At 55.1% G+C, this 20,336-nt stretch carries 13 protein-coding genes; 7 read left to right on the plus strand and 6 right to left on the minus strand.

Annotation, left to right across the window (positions count from 1 at the left end):
- From VGM48_RS12095 to VGM48_RS12110, 4 genes are all read right to left on the minus strand, one after another.
- Positions 1–429 (minus strand): hypothetical protein (locus VGM48_RS12095; protein ID WP_331579400.1); only part of this gene is annotated, 429 nt, incomplete at its 3' end.
- A gap of 65 nt (positions 430–494) precedes the next feature.
- Positions 495–1,835 (minus strand): hypothetical protein, encoded by a 1,341-nt coding sequence (locus tag VGM48_RS12100; RefSeq protein WP_331579402.1) that lies wholly within the window; start codon positions 1,833–1,835, stop codon positions 495–497.
- Between the two features lie 5 nt (positions 1,836–1,840).
- The gene (locus tag VGM48_RS12105) at positions 1,841–3,850 is read right to left on the minus strand and encodes a hypothetical protein (protein ID WP_331579404.1); all 2,010 of its coding nucleotides are present in this window, start codon (positions 3,848–3,850) and stop codon (positions 1,841–1,843) included.
- A gap of 134 nt (positions 3,851–3,984) precedes the next feature.
- Positions 3,985–6,369 carry an ABC transporter permease gene (locus VGM48_RS12110; RefSeq protein WP_331579406.1) on the minus strand — a complete coding sequence of 795 codons (2,385 nt, stop codon included), beginning with the start codon at positions 6,367–6,369 and terminating at the stop codon, positions 3,985–3,987.
- A 211-nt stretch (positions 6,370–6,580) separates the two neighbouring features.
- Between VGM48_RS12110 and VGM48_RS12115 the strand changes: the two genes are divergently transcribed.
- The 7 genes from VGM48_RS12115 to VGM48_RS12145 all read left to right on the plus strand — a co-directional run bounded on the left by VGM48_RS12115 (position 6,581) and on the right by VGM48_RS12145 (position 18,981).
- Positions 6,581–7,312: a GntR family transcriptional regulator gene (locus VGM48_RS12115; protein ID WP_331579408.1), complete on the plus strand. Its 732-nt coding sequence runs from the start codon at positions 6,581–6,583 to the stop codon at positions 7,310–7,312.
- Between the two features lie 131 nt (positions 7,313–7,443).
- Positions 7,444–7,734: a hypothetical protein gene (locus VGM48_RS12120; protein WP_331579410.1), complete on the plus strand. Its 291-nt coding sequence runs from the start codon at positions 7,444–7,446 to the stop codon at positions 7,732–7,734.
- Entirely contained in the window at positions 7,695–10,181 is a 2,487-nt protein-coding gene (locus tag VGM48_RS12125; RefSeq protein ID WP_331579412.1) for an ROK family protein, read from the plus strand. Before VGM48_RS12120 ends, VGM48_RS12125 begins: the two co-directional genes overlap by 40 nt.
- Before the next feature lie 38 nt (positions 10,182–10,219).
- A complete protein-coding gene (locus VGM48_RS12130; RefSeq protein ID WP_331579414.1) occupies positions 10,220–13,297 on the plus strand; it encodes a TonB-dependent receptor in 3,078 nt (1,025 codons plus the stop codon).
- A 28-nt stretch (positions 13,298–13,325) separates the two neighbouring features.
- Positions 13,326–14,906 carry a RagB/SusD family nutrient uptake outer membrane protein gene (locus VGM48_RS12135; RefSeq protein ID WP_331579416.1) on the plus strand — a complete coding sequence of 527 codons (1,581 nt, stop codon included), beginning with the start codon at positions 13,326–13,328 and terminating at the stop codon, positions 14,904–14,906.
- Between the two features lie 25 nt (positions 14,907–14,931).
- On the plus strand, positions 14,932–17,775 hold the full coding sequence (locus tag VGM48_RS12140; RefSeq protein ID WP_331579418.1) for a hypothetical protein: 2,844 nt from the start codon (positions 14,932–14,934) through the stop codon (positions 17,773–17,775).
- Between the two features lie 42 nt (positions 17,776–17,817).
- Positions 17,818–18,981 (plus strand): MFS transporter, encoded by a 1,164-nt coding sequence (locus tag VGM48_RS12145; protein WP_331579419.1) that lies wholly within the window; start codon positions 17,818–17,820, stop codon positions 18,979–18,981.
- Here the strand turns inward: VGM48_RS12145 and VGM48_RS12150 are convergent.
- Positions 18,951–19,667 (minus strand): iron-containing redox enzyme family protein, encoded by a 717-nt coding sequence (locus VGM48_RS12150; protein ID WP_331579421.1) that lies wholly within the window; start codon positions 19,665–19,667, stop codon positions 18,951–18,953. The two genes, VGM48_RS12145 and VGM48_RS12150, sit on opposite strands and share 31 nt — an antisense overlap.
- Positions 19,649–20,336: hypothetical protein (locus VGM48_RS12155; protein WP_331579423.1), on the minus strand; the 688-nt coding region annotated here is incomplete at its 5' end. The genes VGM48_RS12155 and VGM48_RS12150, both read right to left, overlap by 19 nt.

Raw genomic sequence — 20,336 nt, forward strand, 5'->3', positions numbered from 1 at the left:
TGTATAAGCAAGAGCCTCATATGAATTGTACGTAAACTGAACACTTAAATCGTCTTTCCGAGGATTCAGTAACAGACAATCCTCTTTATCCAGATCATCTTTTTCGGTGAGCGCCCGCTTCCCGGCAATGGGAAAATAACTTGCTTTATACTGGGCGCAATCTTTACAACAATAGACCAGGTTATCCCATTTGAAGGTCAACCACCAGTAGCAATCCGGAAGGTAATTGTCCTTATCCCGGATGCCGGAGTGCGGCCTGAAACGATCCACGAACCCATCCTTTTGGGGATCAATCTTTTTTTCACAATACCCACATTTATCATAAAACGCCTGGCGCAGGGGGTCAAGTAATAACTCGTCTATCTCCCTATTAAATGGAAAGCCATACCGGGACTGGCTCCGGTCCTCCGTTTGGTAGAATTCGCGCATTTTTCTGATGGCCAGCTTTACCAAATCCGACCGTAATATCTCGGGCTCGGCCCACCGGTCTGTACTCATTTGTTAATCGTTTTTTTAGCAAACTTCTCCAGAATCTTCGTCCCGCTGTGGGTTGACAACGAGATCAACTTATTGACCACCGCAATCGGGATCAGCGCATTCTCATAAATATCACAACGCATTTTCGCGACGCTGAAAAGCACCTCCTGGATATTGGCGAGATCGGCCAGTTCGGGCCGGTTATAGTAGGTCACCTGGTTGGCGACGGGCATGCTAAGCACGTAAACCCGGCCGTCGAGGGATTTATAGATGAGCTTTCCACTGTAATACGTTCGCTCACCGTATTCCTGCACCTTCGGATCACCCACCAGGATATACGTATAGATGTGCCTGTTGTTCAACAGCAAGGCCTGTCCCGGCTTCAACTTATCCATGATCTGCCGCGCATGATCAACAAATGGACCGCTGGATTCGACGCCGACCATGTTAATATGGTGCCGTTCGCGCAGATAGCTGATCATCCTTTGCACGGGCAACCGCATCCGGGCCGAATCTCCGCCGAAGCTTAGCGGGCCGTCCTTCACCAGCAGAAACCGGTTCACCAATCCGTCCGCTATTTCCAGCAAACTCTTCATCGTATGGATCAACAGGAAGGTCTCGATGACATTCTTCAAATAAGCAATGATCGCTTCGGCGCCGCTCTCATTGTCCACCCGCATAAACAGGAGAAAAACATCCGTCAAAAAGGTTTCCTTTCTACAGATGGTACATTCCCAGGAATAATCGGGTCGCATCCGGTCCCTGTCCAAAACGATCTCTTCCCCGCAATGGGGGCAGTGGGCCAGTTTATACTCCTGTTTGGTGGTATCCGTACGGTATCGCTCAAAAATGACCCAGAAGACTGTTTCCAGCATGGGGGTGTTGCCGGAGTGCTCCTTGCGAAAGAAATCCTGGATGGCGCTGCGGACCTCGGTCTTGAAGTCGACCCCATTCCGGATGGCGACATTCTTTGTCGGCAGCACAAACTTCTCCCGTTTGATTTCCTTCAACTTCTTTATGTCGGAGGGGGAGACAAACGGCTTCTTTTCCATCTCATCCAGATCGGCGCCGGCTATAACAAGGGATCCAAACTGGAAAAACGTTATCAGACTCGAAGGAAACCCTTCATTCGCGGGGATCGTCGTCGCTTCCCCATCCACGGCCAGGAAATAATCGATGTCACAATTGTCGGGATAAACAATATCATGCTTCAGGCTCTGATCGAGATCCACCTTTTGTACATCCACCGGGATGGTACAATTCGCCAGGTATTCCTTCACCTCCTCGTCATTGATGATATACGTGTGGGAAGTCCTGCCTTCCTTTTCGAATTTTCCGCCCGGTGCAAAGTTTGCCATAGTCGCTATTTGAAGAGTTTCACCTGTATGGGAACAACAAAGGGATTGGAATAGGTTTTCATCCGGACAAAGCCCTTATCGCTTGCCGCGCTGAACCGGATGAGGGAGTCAGCAAAATCACTGAAATCATAAAACTTTCGCAGTTCTTTCACCTCGTCCACGTTGTTGAGGTGGGCGATAAACCAGTTTTGGGTGTTCTTCAGGATATTGCTGCTGATCGAGCTGACCTCCTGGGTGGCATAGATCATTCCGAGATTCAATTTTGCGCCTTCCTTAGCAATCCGGTTATAGATCTGGCTCAGATCCTTATCTTCCTTCTGGGGGAAGAGGTTATGCGCCTCTTCGAAATAGAACTGGATAAAGTTGTTTGGTTTTGCCTCGATGAAACGCCCCATCGAACTGTTGAAGATTGCGCTGCAGATTTTTTCCGAATAGAATTCCTGGATATCGGGATCACCCTGCGACAGATCGACGATGACGATCTTCCCCGCGCGGACCAATTTTTCAATTTCGTTCTCAAACAGGATGGTGGCGGTGGCGGAATGATAGTTTACGAGGGGCTTTAGCTTGATAAACCCGCTGATGCCATTTTTTTCGTCGGGGTTGCGGTATTTGGTCAGGAAACGAAGCAGGGCCTTGAGTTCGGTGTCCGCCCATTCCCGGCCGTTTTTCGACTCGTAATTTTTCAGATAATCCCAGTTTTTATAGTTCTTCCACACCTGCGAAAACCAGATTATTGCCTGATCGTAGGTTATCCCGGTTTTGGGATCGATCGTTTTGCCCGGGATGATGCTTTTATTCAGTTCCGCGCTACCCTGAAAGGCGACGCTGTCGGCTCCGGGAACCGTGAATCCCGCCAGTTTCAGGCAACATTTATAGGCGGCTACCTTCCGGCCATAGATTACCCCTTGCGGGTCATCCTCCGGCTTTTCCAGGTTTACCCCCAGAAAATCCTCCACATAATCCGACTGCTTTCCCAGTAGTTTAAAATGCCCGCGGATCAATTCCTGCCCGGCGACCACCTCCTGGAAAAAATTTATTTTCAGAACGTTGAAATCCTTTTTCTCCAGCACACTGTAACGGGTGACCCTGTCTTTGTATTTTTCGAAAATTGCTGTCCCGTCTTGCAGATTTTTATTGGCGTATTCTCCGTTGATGTCGAAGATAATCTGGCCGACCGGTTGTTTGGGAACATCGTTCGAATCGTAGGCGATCAGGTTGTCTTCGAAGTTGTTCGTTTCCTTTCTGTTGAGGACGGCGGATTTTGCCGACAACTCTTCCGTCGCCTCGATCAATATTTTAACCGTATTGGATTTCCCGGTCCGCGTCATGCCAAATAAGGCGGTCCTTTTTCCCAGGATGTCCTTCGTGTGCATGTAAACGCGTTCGGCATTTTCGGCATCCTCAGGGGTGTATTCCTTCCGGCTCGAGCTATACCGGACTGTGCCGATCTGAAAATTGGATTCCGGTTTCAACGGGCCATCGACATCCCGGATATTGACGATGTATTGCAAATACTCGCCTGCCGGTTTATAGACCTTGTACAAATGAGGGGAATAAAAATTCTCGACGTCGGCGCCGAATTCGATGATCCCCTGTTTGTTTTTATAGAAAGTGCCGAGGATGGAACATTCGAGCCCCGAACAGCTGAATTCAAACCGCGTGAATTGGTCTATCTGCCGGTGGACACCCGCCGTTTTCAGTTCTTCCTTGAAGTATTCGATGCGGCTGCTGATGACATTGCTGTCACTCGGAATCGGGCAGGGGTGCAGGGCGCGGAGAAGCAGAATCTCGTTTTGCTCTTCCTCGCCGCCAAAATCGTTCTCGTAAAAGGCGAGGAGAAAACAACCCTGAGAGATGCCGCCCACCTTGTGTTTCCAGTCGTCGCAGGTGAGGATGCTGGTTTTGTCGTAGTCTATCTGAAAGGGATTGCCGACAAAACTATCGGGATGTTGGGCAACTTCGAACAGATCGGTACGGGCGATGGTTTCAAAGGTGGTTTTCAGATCATCCATTTCGTCGTCAATTTAAGGGTGAGTATTACATACAATATACTAACCCTTAACGAATTAACCCTTAACCAATTGCGTCACCGCAGTGATACTGCGGGGAAGGAGTTTCGTCCATCAAAATAGGCGCTTCGTCCGGCTCATTCACTCCGCAACGCATTCACCGGATTGGCCTTCGCCGCACGAATCGCATGATACCCCACGGTCACGGCGGCGATCGCCAGGGCGATGAGGCCGGCGCCGGCGAGCATCCACCATTTGATATCGACGCGATACGCAAAATCCTGTAGCCAGGTATGCATCACCAGCCAGGAGACCGGCGTGGCGATGACCAGCGCGATGCCGATCAACAGCAGGAAGCTCCTGGACAGTAAGCGAACGATATCCCCCGCATCGGCGCCCAGCACCTTGCGGATGCCGACTTCCTTCACGCGACGCCGGGTAAAGGAGGCGATGAGCCCGAAGAGGCCCATGGCCGCGATAAAGATCGTCAACACGGCGACATAATTCGTGGCTTTGAGGATGCCCTCCAGCAGCGCATATTGCTTGTCGATCCGGGCATCGAGATAATCATAACTGAATTGCTGCCGCGAGGGCATCTCCCGGAAGGAGCCGGCCAGTGTCCGGGCGATCTCCTCTCCGTGACCGGGGGCGTACCGCACGCTGAAATAAGCGGACATGAGCTTCTGTTTACCCATCGGCCAGAGGATCAGCGGATCGATATTGCGGCTCAGGTCGCCGTAGTGGTAGTCCTCTGTCATGCCGACAACCATATATAGTTCTTTGTCGCCCTTCGCCCGCAGTTGGTGTCCGGCAGCGTGGCTCCAGCCCATCAGCCCGGCGGCCCTTCGGTTGACCATCACGGTATTGCGGTCGGAGCTGTCCGTGAGGCCATTGAAGTTCTTCCCCTCTGCCAGCCGGATACGGAACGTGGCCAGCATGCCGTCGTCGATGGACGCCTGGCGCATGCTTACTTCCCGGCCCGTAGCCGGATCGACGAAGCCGTTGAAATTGTTGTCATAGGCCGTTGGGATATTATTGCTGTTGGTGAACCCGAGCACGGCAGGGTTACGCCGGAGATCGTTCAGCAGGACGTCAAAGCGGGCCGAGGCCGCTCCGGGGTTGCGAAAGGACAGACCCACATGCGCGACGAGCACGTTGTCGGGGTCAAACCCCAGGGCCGCGCCCTTCATATGCCGGATCTGGCTGTTGAAGATGAGGGTGATCCCGATAAAGATCGTGGCCAGCACGAATTGCATCGTGATAAAGATATTGCGGGTGGTATTGCGTTCGCGCTTCTCACTGATCCGCCCCTTGATGGCATCCACGGCCCGCAGGGAACCGAAGTAGATCGCGGGGAAACTGCCGGCCAGGGTAACGATGACCAGCGCGCCAAGGATAAAAATGCCGATCAGCGGGTAGTCATGCCGGATATTGAGGGTGATGGTCCCGAACTGATCCCGGAGGATCGCGTTTATCGCCGGCATCAGCAGGCTGCTAAAAAGCAGGAAGGAAAGGAAGAGGCTCGTAAAGAGGACCATCGCATTCTCCAGCACGAATTGTACCACCAGGTGAAGCCGGCCGCTGCCCATCATCTTCCTCACCGCCATTTCCTTCTGACGGCCCAGCAGGGTTGCGGCGTTTAAATTGATGAGGTTGGCCACTACGACCAACAGGATAAAAGCGATTGCGCCGATCTGTCCCCGGACAAGAACCCCGACGAGATTGCCTGATTCGACGTCTATAAATTGGGAGTAGGGCGCGAGGAAGGCGGTCTGGACCGGCAGGTTCTTGTCGAAATAGGTGCGGACGATGCGCGTCATCTGCGCATTGATCTTTGCCGTATCGGCACCCGGCCGCAGGAGAAGATAGTTCTCGGTAAAGCTGTTGTACCAATTGGCCGCCTGGGCAAAATCATTATTCGCCATCAGGACCGCTGTTGAGACGATCACCTGCGGTCTCGCCGTGGTATTGCTCGGCACGGGCTGCAGCACCCCGGTAACGGTCATGGGCACACTGTCATCCCGCATTACGGTCTTCCCGATGGCCTCCGCGACCGAGCCAAAGAGCTTGCCCGCCATCTCGTGGCTAAGGACGACTCCCGACCGGTCCCGCATCGCCGTCGCCGGGTTACCATATTCGAAGGGATAGGAAAATACCTTGAAAAATCCGCTGTCCACGAACCAGGTATCATCCTGAAATTCATTTTTGCCTGCCCTCAGCCAGGGCGACCACCAGGTCTGGAGATGCGAGCCGGCTTCCACCCCGGGCGAGGACTGCAGGAGACTGTACAAAAAGGGATAGGGCGTCAGCATATGGCTTTTGCCATCGGCCGCCTTCAGCTTTATATAATACATCCGGTCCTTGTTGGCGAACTGCCCGTTCACCGTCAGATACTGGTAGAGCATCACGGCCATGACCATGATGGCCGAAAAGCCCAGGCTAAGCCCGAGGACATTGATGAGGGTGAAGCTCCGATGACGAAGAAGGCTGCGCAGGCCGGCGCGGAAGTAGATCTTAAGCATGGTAGCAAGTTGTGCCGTTGGTGCCCCAGTTTTTATGCCAGTTTTTCAAGATAATGACAACCAATAATCTACGGTATCTGCCGCACCATGCGATGACCGGTTTCGCCGACCGGTTGTCCGGTTTTCGAAAAAGGCCCCGAAAAATAAAATTTGGATTTCCCGGATTTTCACACAACCTTTATATGTCTGAACATTCTAACAAGAGAACGATTTGATTGACCATAAAAGCAAACTGCCGCTCCATGTCCAGGTGGAAGAACACCTTCGCAAACTGATCGCCATGGAGAAGTTCCGAAAAGGCGCCTTTCTTCCAAAGGAAGTAGAGCTGGCTAACCGCCTCGGCGTCTCCCGGAACACCATCCGCCAGGCGACAAACAAACTGGAGAACGAGGGACTCATCGTCCGCAAAAAAGGCGTGGGCACCCGGGTGGCCGAGAAGAGAGGCCTGATGACAGGTCTGGACCACTGGTACAGCTTCACCCAGGAAATGCAGGAAAAAGGCATCGTGGTCACCAACTTACAACTCCGGGTAGAATGGGTGACGGGGACTGAGACCATCCGGAATTTCTTTCTCCTCGACGCAGACAAAAAGATCCTGAAACTATCGAAGCTAAAAGGCGAAGAATCAGGCGAACCCATCGTCTATTTCGAAAGCTGGTTCCATCCGCGGATCGGGATCACTGAAAAAGCCGATTTCGATCGCCCCCTCTACCCCATGCTCGAAGAACAATACGGCGTTGTGGTCCACCGCAGCAGCGAGAACATCAGTGCGCGTGCCGCGGGATCCCTGAGCAAGAAGCTAAAAGTTGACAGTCATTTTCCGGTACTGTTTCGCGAACGTTTTGTCTACGATGTCGGTGACCGGCCGGTGGAGTACAATACGGGCGTCTACCGGAGTGATAAGTTCACTTATAGTATCGATATCAAAAAAGGGAGTTTCTAAACGGTCTTCCTTTTTTTTGCCCGGCCGATGTATGTTCAAACATACATACATATTAATGAAAAACCGATATTTTAAAACGGGCCAAAACCCCCACGGGTAGCGGTCCGAACCAAAATTTGCCGAAGAGGACTATGTCTAAACATACCAACGAAATTGCCTGTGGGGTTGACATCGGCGGTACGCATATCTCCGCCGCGCTGATCAGGGATCACCAACTGCTGACAGAAACGTATCGCCGCATGCCCGTCGATCCCGCCGCCGACGCGCGCACCCTGCTCGACACCTGGGCGGGTTTAATAAACACCGTCATCGGCCTGGCGCCAGCGGCTGAGGCAACAGCAGCTCCCCTATCCGCCAGCCGGTATCCAGCATCGGTATCGCGATGCCCGGACCCTTTGATTATCCCAACGGCATCTCGATGATCAGCGGGCTCGCCAAATATGAACGTATTTATGGGATCAACGTCAGAGAGGCGTTGCGTGAACGCATCGCCGGCGATTGCATCCCCATCTGCTTCGAGAATGACGCCGCCTGCTTTGGACTCGGAGAAGCCCGTTCCGGCGCCGCGAAACCATACCGCAAGATCATCGCCATCACCCTGGGCACCGGTTTCGGCGCCTGCTTTATCGACAACAAACAGTTGCTGACGGCAGGGTTGGGGGTGCCCCCGAATGGCTACCTGTATAATATCCCCTTTCACGCCGGCATCGCCGAAGACTATCTCTCGGCACGCTGGCTGTTGCAGGCTTGTCCCGCCGGGAACGTGCAGGAGATTGCGGAGCGGGCGACAAAAGACGAGAAAGCCGCGGCCGCGTTCCGGCAACTGGGAAAGAACCTAAACGCCTTTATCACGCCCTGGATCAAACGCTTTGAGGCCGACGCGCTGGTCATCGGCGGCAGCATTTCCCGCGCTTTTGCGCTTTTCGGACCGGAGCTGCATCTGGATGTGCCGGTTATCATTTCTGAGAACACCGAGCATGTCGCTATCGCCGGCGCCGCGAGCCTGACCAACCAGCCGGTGGTGCGCATCCCCGCCCGCAAGACACGGCAGCCGCAGCTTCCCAGCCATACCCGCGATGGGCAACAGCGCCATACCCGCGATGGGCAGCAGCAAGCTCCCAATCCTACCCAACCGCAAGCGGCCGACAGCTATAATATCTATCCCTTCGAAAGCCTTGGCAGCGGGCGCATCTTCGCCGGCTATGAGTCCCTCGCCCGCTGGATCATCGATCAAAAAGGCGCAAGGCTCGATGGTTATGCCGGGGTAGACTGGAACCTGATCCGCGACCGGCTCTGCGACGTGCTGCGATCGATGGGGCAGCCGGTGCTCTGGGTGGAGACGCGGGCGTTTGTAAAATCCGAAGAAGCCATTAACGCGCTGGTCAGGCCCTTTCTCGGCACCGAAGGATCGGTGTGGGGGACGAAGGCGACGATTACCCTGCGGGATTTTTATACCGCGGAGTTAACGGCATGGGCGCCGGATGATGCGCGGGATGATACGCCGGATGATGCGCGGGATGCGATCGTTATCCTGGCCGGCACGGGCGCCGGGCTTGCCAACTGGAAAGCCCCGATCGTCTATTTCGATCTCCCCAAGAACGAGATCCAATTCCGGATGCGGGCGGGAAGTGCGACAAACGTCGGCGCAACCACGGCGGGTCCGGGGTCGCAGTCGTATAAGCGAAGCTATTTCGTCGACTGGGTTGTCCTCAACCAGCATCGCCGCGCGATCGAAACAGATATCGCCATCGTCGCCGACGGCCAGTACGAGGACAAACCCAACTGGACGCTGGTGGAACACATCCGCCGCGGCCTGCGATCCATGGCCTATAACGGCATCCGCGCCCGTCCCTGGTTCGAGCCCGGCGTCTGGGGCGGCCAGTGGATGAAACAGCATATCCCCGCGCTGAGCAAGGAGGAGGTAAATTATGCTTGGAGCTTCGAACTCATCGCGCCCGAGAACGGCCTCCTCTTTGAAGGCGACGGGCTCCTGATGGAGATCGCCTTCGACTGGATCATGCAATACGAGTCGGGCGCCATCCTCGGAGTCGACGCGGACCGCTTCGGACAGGAGTTTCCCATCCGGTTCGATTTCCTCGACACCTTTGGCGGCGGCAACCTCTCGATCCAATGCCACCCTTCCCTACCCTATATCAAGAAACATTTCGGCGAGAACATCACCCAGGACGAGACCTATTATATCCTGGATTGCAAACCCGGCGCCGGGGTCTACCTCGGATTCAACGACGACATCGACCCGTTAGCGTTCCGCCAGGCCCTCGAAGAAAGCCAGGCAGCCAATCAGGCGATCGATATCGAAGAGTATGTTCAGTTGCTGCCGGCCAACAAGCACGATCTGTTTCTGATCCCCAACCAGACGATCCATGGCTCGGGGATCAACAATCTCGTTCTCGAGATCAGCGCCACCCCCTATATCTTCACCTTTAAGATGTACGACTGGATGCGGCTGGACCTCGACGGGATGCCGCGCCCCATCAACATCGAACACGCCTTCCACAATCTCGATTTCAACCGGAAAGGCGAAAAGGTCAAACAAGAGCTTGTCTCAAAACCCCAACTATTACGGAACGATCCAGAATACCAGGTCGAACTCCTTCCCACCCACCCCGAACACTTCTATTCCATCCACCGCATCACGCTACGAACCCGTATCCATATCGGCACCGAAGGCCGATGCCATCTGCTGATGCTGGTGGAGGGGAAACGCCTGACCCTTATTACCAGCCAGGGAACAACCTATATCCTTCACTATGCCGAAACCTTTGTCCTTCCCGCCGCGGCAGGCGAATATCAGCTGATCAATGATGACAACCAACCGATCCAAATCATAAAAGCCTTTGTAAAGTAGACCAACTATTCATTTAATCACCGACAATTGTTTGCATTATGGGAAATGCTAGACTGCATCCATCCATGGGCAGGAAGGTCCTCAGCGTCCTTCTCCTGTTCCTATTCAGTATCGGGTTCGCCAATGCGCAGACCCATACCCGCACCGGCCATGTAACCGACGAGAACGGCAAGCCCCTTGCAGGCGTGTCCGTCACCATCAAAGGCCAGAAGAACGGGACCACCACCGATGATCAGGGTAACTACCAGATCACCGCCGAGGGAAGCCCGAAACTCGTATTCTCTTTTATCGGCTATGCCACCCAGGAACTGGGCGCCGACCAGGCGGGCATGGTCGCCCTCACCCCCAATCGCGTGAATATCGACTCCGTCGTGGTTGTCGGTTACGGAACGGCCAGAAAGGTCGACGTCACCGGCGCCGTCACCAGTGTAAAAGCAAGCGAGATCCTCGCCCAGCCGATCACCAACGCCCTCGAAGGGCTGCAGGGCCGCGTGGCCGGTGTGGATATCGCCCTCAACTCGGGCGCACCCGGCGGGCTGGCCTCGGTGATCATCCGGGGTATCGGCTCGATCAATTCGTCTACCGATCCGCTCTATGTGGTAGACGGGGTCGCGATGACCAATATCCAATACCTCAACCCCTATGATATCCAAAACGTGGAAGTGCTGAAGGACGCCTCCTCCACCTCGATCTATGGGGCCCGCGGTTCCAACGGGGTCATCCTGATCACCACCAAACGCGGCGCCAGCCAACGCGGCACCGTTGTCTCCTATGATGCCTCCATCAGCGAAGGCAATCTCCAGCACGAGATGAAGGTGCTCAATTCCAAACAATGGCTCCAGGTATTAGCCGGCGGGATGGCCAACAACTCCATCTGGGGTGCGGCGCCGCGGACGCTCGATCTTTCGGATACCCGGCTGTTCAACGCGGACGGTTCGCCCAAGTACAACACCGACTGGCAAAAGGCCTCCACCCGCACCGCGGTATCGAATAATCATGAGCTGTCGATCCAGACCCGCGGCGAGAATTCCTCGACGGGCGTGTTCATGAATTACTCTTATAACCAGGGGATCATGCTCAACTCGGATATCCGCCGCTACAACGTCCGGTTCACCCACGACGCCAAGCTGGCCAACTGGGTTGACTTCGGCGCCAACGTGCTGGTCAACTATTCGAAGGAAAATGAGGTGGATCCCACCACGGGCGGCAATACCCCCACCCGGACGATGATCGAGATGCCCAATATCTTCCCGGTGAAATTCCCCGACGGCAGCTGGGCGAATAACCAGGTAGCCTCTACGTTCTCGTTCCTCGACGCCGCGGAGAATCCCCAAAAGGTGCTGCTGCAACAGACCAATCTGAACACGCGTACGCAGGTGTTCGGCAACGCCTTCTTCAATTTCCATATCCTGCCCGGCCTGGATTTCAAGACCCAGTTCGGTACCGATATCCAAAACAACCAGAAGGACTATTACTCGCCTTCCGATCTGATCAATATCTCCGCCAACCAGAAGGGGGTGGCGCAGATCAACAGCGAACAATACAGCTACTGGCAACAGGAGAACTACCTGACGTACAAGAAGACCTTTGGCCAGCATCATATCAACGCCCTGCTCGGCGCCAGCTGGCAGGAACGAATCGACGAAACGCTCGGCGGCAGCACCCAGTATTTCTCGGATGACTACTACCGCCAGTACAACCTCGGCGCCGGCAGCCAGCCTAATTCTCCAGCCAGCAGCTATGACCGCTGGTCGATCAATTCCTACTTCGCAAGAGTAGGCTACAATTACGCCGACAAATATCTCCTCACCCTGACGGAACGTATCGACGGGTCTTCCCGGTTTGGTGCGGATAACAAATACGGCTACTTCCCCTCCGTGGGCGTTGGCTGGGTCCTGAGCAAGGAAGACTTTATGTCGGCCATCCCCGCGATCAATTACCTGAAGGTGCGGGCTTCCTATGGGATGACGGGTAACACCGAGATCGGGAGCTACAATTCCCTGTCGACGATCGGCAGCGGAACGACCCTGATCAACGGCAACCGCGCCGGTTCTTCTTCGATCAACGGGCTGCCCAACCCGGACCTGAAATGGGAAAAGACGGCGCAGACCGATGTAGGTTTCGAACTGCAACTATTCAACAGCCGTATCGCACTCGAAGGCGACTACTACTACAAGAAGACCTCCGATCTTCTCCTGAATAAACCCATCCCCAACAGCACGGGCTTTAGTGGGGTACTGTCCAATATCGGCAGCATGTCGAACCGGGGCGTGGACGTCATGCTTACCACCCGGAACATCGAAGGCCGCAATTTCAGCTGGACCACGTCGTTTACGGCCAACTTCAACAAGAACAAGGTGCTGGCGCTGGGTAATAATAACGAGGATATTTTCCCCGGGCCGTACTGGGGTCCCGTCAGCGACGGTTTCACCATCCTGCGTGTAGGGGCACCCGCCGGCTCCTTCTGGGGTTATCATCGCCTCGGTACCTATAGCACCGAAGATGTCGCCAAGGGGCTTGCCGCCGATCCCAACTTCGCGTACAAGGCGGGCGAAGAAAAGGAATCCGCCGACAAGTATATCCTGGGTCATAACTCCCCCAACTGGAACGGTAGCTTTGTGAATACCTTCCGTTATAAGGCGTGGGACTTCATGGTCGATCTGCAATACAGTCAGGGCGCCAGCATCGCGCAGGCCTTCCTGTTCTCCAGTGAAGACCGGACGGGCTACAGCAACTCGCTGACCACCGTGCTCAATGCCTGGACGCCGACGCATCAGAACACGCCGATCCAGCAATTGCGTTTTGCACCCGATGCAGGCCAGAGCGCTTCCTTTGATGACCATTGGGTCGCCAACGGGTCGTTTATCCGCGGCCGTAATGTCGTGCTGGGTTATAACATGAGCCCCGGCGCGCTGAGCCATCTGCATATCAAACGCCTGCGTTTTTATATCAGCGGTCAGAACCTATTCCTGATCATGTCCAGCGCCTACAAGGGTTACGATCCCCAGAGCGTCAGCTGGAATACACCCAATGCTCCGCCCTTTGGCCAGAACATCGAGTTCTATCAGTATCCCAAGGCAAGGACCTTTACGGCCGGCGTGAACATGAGCTTTTAACCGATTGTAAAATTTCAATGTGAACTACATGAAAAAGATATCATATTTGGCTTTGCTGGCGGGAGTGGTGATGATCTCCTCCTGTCACAAGTTTCTCGAAGAACATCCGAAGAGTCAGCAGCCCGTCGACGCTTATTATTCGACCATCGACCAGGTGCAGAGTGCGGTAAACTACCTGTACAACGTAGGCACGGGTCCCAACAGCTTCTACAATATCGGCAACCTCTATGACGGCACTTATGCCATGACCCTCGACGATCTGTCGGGGATGGCGAACAATGTCGTGGCGCAGAACCCCAGCGTTCGGTATTATGCCTCGCTGACGCAGACGGGCGACAACCAGGCCAATTATGTCGGCAGTATCTGGTCCGCCTTCTACAGCAATATCGCCAGCGCCAATACCATTATTGCAAAAGTTGGCCAGAGCAAGACCATCAATCAAACCGACGCGGCGCCGCTCGTGGCTACGGCGCGTTTTTTCCGGGCGATGGATTATTACTACCTGGTGCGGATGTTTGGCGGCGTTCCGCTGATCCTCCAGCCGTATGAGAATCTCGATAACCTGTATGCGCCGAGGGCGTCGCTCGACAGCATCTACACGGCGATCGTCACCGATCTGCAATGGGCGTATACCAATGGCAACCTGGCCGACAAGCCGATGGGCGCCAATGGCAACCAGGTGTCGAAAGGCACGGTTGGCGGGGTGTTGTCCGAGGTCTATCTGACGATGGCGGGTAATCCATTAGGCAAAGGTGCAGCCGACTATACGCTGGCCCTGCAACAGGCACAGGCCGTGCTCAACAGTTCGGGTGGGTACGCGTTGTTTGACAACTCGGCCGGGACGACGCCTTTTGACAAATTGCGGCTCACCGCATTCGATCAGGGAAGTGAGTACCTTTATTTCGTGGAATACAATTCGGCGATCCAGCAGTCGGCTTATCCCGAATATACGCTACCCAATACCTTCCCTCAGACAGTACCCAACAGCAACCTGCATGTTGCGTATACGCTGGTCACGCAGGTCTGGACACCCTCGCCGACCCTGCTGAATATGTATGACAGCGCCAATGATATCCGGCGGCATGAAAAGCAGTTTTACAGCAGCAGCTTCAACTACACGGCTACCGGCGGCGCGCCCGCATCCATCTCCTATCCCACGATGCCTTATCGCTGGTTTGACAGCACGGCGCTATTTAGTACGGCGGCTTCCAGCAAATATGCTTCAATATACCGGCTGGCCGATGTGTACCTGATCGCGGCCGAAGCTGCGAACGAACTGGGCCAGGACCCCACGCAATACCTGGAGCCAATCCTCAAGCGGGCCTATGTCGTGCCCCCCGTTATCCCAGCCGGTCAGAGCGACCGCCGCAATCTTATCCTGGGCGAACGGTTTCGCGAACTGGCGATGGAAGGACATTTCTGGTTCGACATGCTGCGCACCCGGCTCTATCCCGATGTCGATGCGGCGCATCACGTGACGTTCTCTGCCCTCGTCGGACATTCCAATGGCCGCGGCCAGCAGTACACCGAGACCGATCTGCTTCTGCCGCTGCCTACTTCGGAGATGCAGCGTAACCCGAATCTGAAACCACAGAATCCCGGATACTAGAATACGCTTAACTTCAATTTACGATATGAAAAAGCTATCATCCTGTTTATTTTTTTCATTACTCTTCGCCGCGGCCCATGCACAGGGGCCGCGGCTGAAGATTGACAGCACGCACGGCCTGCCCTTTCTTTCCGTCCGCAACGGCAAGTCTTATCAATCGGCCGAGATCGCCCTCGAAAACACCGGCGATTCCGGTGCGGTGACGATCCACACGAAGGGCGCACCCGACCTGACCATCCGCGTCGGCAACGGCAAGCATGCTGTCGAGTTCTTCGTACCGGAGACCACAAAACCGTCCGCCGCCGCCTTCACGGTCGCGATGGCGGGCAAAACGGTCGCCAAAGGCGCAGTCAATCTCGTCCCGGTGCGGAAGATGACGATCTATGTGTTGCCGCACAGCCACAATGATATCGGGTATACCGAGATCCAGACCAATGTCGAACGCAAGCAGATGAACAACCTGCTCGTGGGGATGGACTATGCGAAGCGGACGAAGGATTATCCCGCGGGCGCCCGTTTTGTCTGGAACCTCGAAGGGGTCTATGCCGCCGATCTCTTTCTGCACCGGATGAACGACCAGCAGCGCCGCGAATTCATCGACGCCGTAAAGGATGGCGGAGTCGCGCTGAACGGGATGTATGTCAATACGCTAACGGGCCTTTGCCGGCCGGAAGAGCTGTTGCAACTTTTCCATCGCAGCAGTGAGGTCGCGGCACTGGCCGGAACGAAGGTCGATGCGGCGATGATCAGCGACGTACCGGGTTACACCTGGGGAACGGTTGCCGCCATGGCCCAGGCCGGGATCAAGTATTTCTCTGCCGCGCCGAATTATTTCGACCGGATCGGCGATATCCTCCAGCAGTGGGAAGACAAACCCTTCTATTGGGTGAGTCCGAGCGGTAAGGAGAAGGTCCTCGTCTGGATCCCCTATAAGGGGTATGCGCTGTCGCATGGGATGCCGCATGGACTGACGAAGAAATTTGTCGGGGATTATATCGCCGAGCTGAAACGGAAGAATTTCAATTTCGATATCTCGTACATTAGGTGGAGCGGGCATGGTGATAACGCCGTTCCCGACATGACGATCAGTGATTTTATAAAGGACTGGAATTCGAAATACAGCTGGCCGAAGTTTATCATTTCGTCTACCAGCACGGCGTTTAAGGCGTTTGAAGACAAGTATGCCGCTCAACTGCCGCTGGAGAAGGGTGACTGGACGGGTTACTGGGAAGACGGCGCCGCCTCTTCCGCGCTGGAAACATCCGAGAACCGTACCACGAGCTATCGCCTGAGCCAGGCCGAAGCACTCTGGGCCATCAAGGGGGCGAACAACTTTCCGGTCGACCGCGTCCGCGAAGCCTGGAAGAATGTCATCCTGTATTCGGAGCACACCTGGGGGGCGGATGTCAGCGTGACACGGCCGCTCAGCCAGAAGACGATGGAGCAGTGGATCATCAAGAAGTCCTATGCGACGATGGCCGACAGTCTCTCCCTCGAGATCCTTCATGGGGCGCTCGGGCATGGCGGGGATGTCGCGCAGGGCATCGATATCTACAACACCAACTCCTGGCAGCGCACCGGGCTTGTCCTGCTTAGCCGGAAGGCATCGGCCGCGGGCGATCGGGTTACTGACGCGGAAGGCAACGCGCTGCCTTCGCAGCGACTGTCCGACGGCGAGCTGGCCTTTGTGGCCAAAGACATTCCGCCCTTTGCGTCGAAACGCTATTTCGTCGGCGCCGGTAACGCCTCCACCGGCACACTGGTAAAAGCCGACGGCCACTCCCTCGACAACGGCATCCTGCATGTCGGGATCGATGAGACGACAGGGGTCATCAGCAGTCTGAAGAACCATTCCATCGACAATGAGTTTGTCGATCGCGATTCGAGCGGCGGGCTCAACGACTATCTTTTCCTGCTGGGTAACAAGTTGAGCGATATCCAACGCAACGGCGCCGTAAAGATCACCATAAAAGAACAGGGACCGGTGCTTGCCGAACTGCGGATCGAATCGAAGGCTCCCGGGGTCGAAAAGCTGGTCCGCGATGTTCGCCTCGTCAGCGGCTTCGACTATGTCGAGATGACCAATATCCTCGACAAGCTGCCGGCTGAGCTGGACCCGCATCCCGGCGACTATCCCTGGGCCAATCTCCATGGCAAGGAAAGCCTGAACTTCGGGTTCCCCTTCCATGTACGGGATGGCGCAATGCGGCTGGATATCCCGATGGCTATCATGCAGCCGGAAAAGGATCAGATCCCCGGTTCGTGTAAGAACTGGCTGGAGGTGGGTAGCTGGGCCGATGTCAGCAACAAGGACTATGGCGTTACCTGGGTGACGCTTGACGCGCCGCTGGTGGAAGTAGGCGGGATCACCGCGACGCTGTTGGGTGGTCAATCGCATCCCGAGGTCTGGCGCAAGCATATCGAGCCGACACAAAAGCTCTATTCCTGGGCGCTGAACAATCACTGGGAGACCAACTACCGCGCGTATCAGGATGGGATCATCACCTTCCATTATGCGCTGCAGCCGCATGCCGCGTATGATCCGGTGGCGTCCACGAAGCTGGCTACCGGCCTTTCGCAGCCGCTTGTCGTCGCCGAGGCCCGGGGAACGGCGCCGGTCACGCCCAGGCTACAGCTGAGCACGCAGCAGCTGGTGGTGCTGGTGTTGAAACCCAGCATGGATGGCAAGGCCTGGATGGTCACGCTTTTTAATCCGGGTGAACAATCCGCGTCGACTAGTCTCAGCTGGAACGGCTCCGTTGGCGCCGCGCATTATAGCAATACGACCGAAGTCGCGCAGGATGCGGTCAACGGTCCCATCGCGGTAGCGCCGCAGGACGTCGTCACGATCCGCGTAGAAAAACAATAAACTTCGCGTCAAAAACAATACCGTTCGCTTAGAAAAAACAGCATGCAGAATCGTCCCGGTGTCCGACAGCAGCTCCCCGTCTTCCTTGGCTTTTTTGTCATGGGCTTTGTCGATGTTGTCGGCATCTCGACGAACTATGCGAAGCAGGATCTTCATTTGAAGGATTCCATCGCCAATCTCCTGCCGTTGATGGTCTTCATCTGGTTTGCGTTGTTCTCCGTGCCGACCGGGATGTTGATGAACCGCATTGGCCGGCGGAAGACCGTCATGGCGGGGCTGGCCATTACGGGGGTGGCGATGCTGGTGCCGTTGGCGGCCTATGATTTCGCGACCCTGCTGATCGCGTTTGCGCTGGTCGGCATCGGCAATACCATCCTGCAGGTGGCGCTGAATCCGTTGCTGGGCAATGTGGTCTCCGCCGGGCGGCTGACCAGCAGCCTGAGTGCGGGGCAGTTGATCAAGGCGGTGGCGTCTTTTCTCGGGCCGATCATCGCGGCCGCCGCTGCTGCATATCTGCATGACTGGAAAACTATCTTTCCCATTTTCGCCATCATTACGGCGATCAATACCGGCTGGCTCCTGGCCACCCCCATCGCGGAGGACCCGCTTGTCCAAAGCACTTCCTCGATGGGGGACAGCCTCCGGTTGCTGAAGGATCCCTTTATCGTTCAACTGGTTTTGGGCGTCGTCGCCATCGTCGGCATCGATGTCGGCCTGAATACGACGCTGCCTAAATTCCTGATGGTTCGCTGCGGGCTCCCCCTCGAAAAGGCGGGCCTCGGCACGAGCCTCTATTTTATTGCCCGCACGACCGGCAGTCTCGCCGGGGTGATCCTGCTGGCCAGGATGAAGAGCGCGCGGGTTTTCATCGGCAGTGCGCTACTCGGGCTGGTTGCCCTTGGCCTGCTGTTAGTCGTCACGCCACTTTGGGCCATCCTCCCGCTGATCTTCCTGGTCGGGCTTGCCGTTGCGAATATCTTCCCGGTACTTTTTGCCGCCGCCCTCGAGCGGGTGCCTACCCGTCAAAATGAAGTATCCGGTTTGCTGATCGTCGGCGTCTCCGGCGGCGCCATCCTCCTGCCCATTATGGGGGTCATTGGTGATGCCCGGGGTGCCGCGGCGGCGCTGGCGTTCCTGTTGCTGGCCTGGGGTTGGCTGGTGTGGCTGGGATCGACTCAGATCACCGCCGGTTCTTCGAAGATATGAGCATCGAAATCATTCCATAGGTCCATCAACAGCTGGATGCCCTTTTCGATCCCTTCTTCCAGCAGCCGCTGATTCTCACCGGAGAGTTTGGAATAATACAGGAACCCATATTCGGAATAGTCGGCATGCTGCTGTTCGGCCACTTTGTGATAGAGGAAATATTCCCGGTGGAACTCGGAGAGGAATTCGTATTTGGCCAGGGCATCCGAGTAGGTAGCGTGCAGATCCTTCGCCAGATATTCCAGTGAAAAGTGCAGGCCGAAGGCATAGACCGGATGACCATTCTTCCAGATATCCATCACTTCCCTGCCGAAATTCGTTACGGCCGGCAGCTTGGGCACCCGCTCCACTTCCTCATCGGAGTCAAAAAATACTTTTACAAACCGGTAAAGCAATTTGGCATGGATCTTTTCCCGGTCGCCATGGCCGTATTCATCATCCAGGATCTCGATCAATTCGAAGCGAACATCGTCAACGGGCGTATTCAGGATGATCGCGGGAAAAGCCAATTTATGATCTCTCGCGGTCTTATACCACTGAACGGCAAACCGCTTTAGCTGCGTCCCCGAAAGCCGCCGCCCGGCCATTTTGGTGAACAGGATATGATGGGACACCGGATCATGGTCGAGTTTCGTCTTCATTTCCTGCAGGAATGTTGCAGCGGGCATTAATTCAACAGTCTCCATTTTTTAAAATTTATCTTTGAAAATACGGTAATCAGGCTATGTTGAAAAATGATCAATATGTAAATAATGTTAAATGAAATGAGCGCAAAGGCCTCCGCTCCGCCGATAAAGTGGTCAACATACTCGATCTTATTTTGTTCGGTGCCTGTCAACAAGTAGTAGTACAGGAACATAAAAGAAAAAGCCAGGAAACTCGGCACGTCCACAAACCAGATCGTCTTCTTGACGATATCCAATTCATGTTCCAGATCTTCCTTTTTTTCCTTGTCCGTCTCCAGCGCAAGCGCCTTTTTGTAGGCACGGTGCAGTGTGAGATCAAATATCGAAAAAAGGGTCACCAGGTAGAGCTGTACGAGCTGCTGGATAAAATTCCTGTCGCAATATTCGTTCATGTGATGGATGGGGCCGGTGGGATCTCCTTCCTTGAATGGAAGATCGACAAACCGGAGAACAATAAAAACGAGAATGGGAATGCTGGCGATCCAAAAGAACAGCTGTACCCGGTTGACGGCAGGAAAGACCTGAACGAATTGAGCAGGAGCCAGTTTTTGCCGCATCGCGGAGATGGTGACCCCATTGAAGATAATGGCAAAGATGAAGACCGAACTGATCGCCCCCACCGCCCACACCTTATAGTAGTTGTGAAAATACATGGCGTTACTCATCCTG

The organism is Puia sp. (assembly GCF_036500295.1).
Classification (GTDB): domain Bacteria; phylum Bacteroidota; class Bacteroidia; order Chitinophagales; family Chitinophagaceae; genus Puia.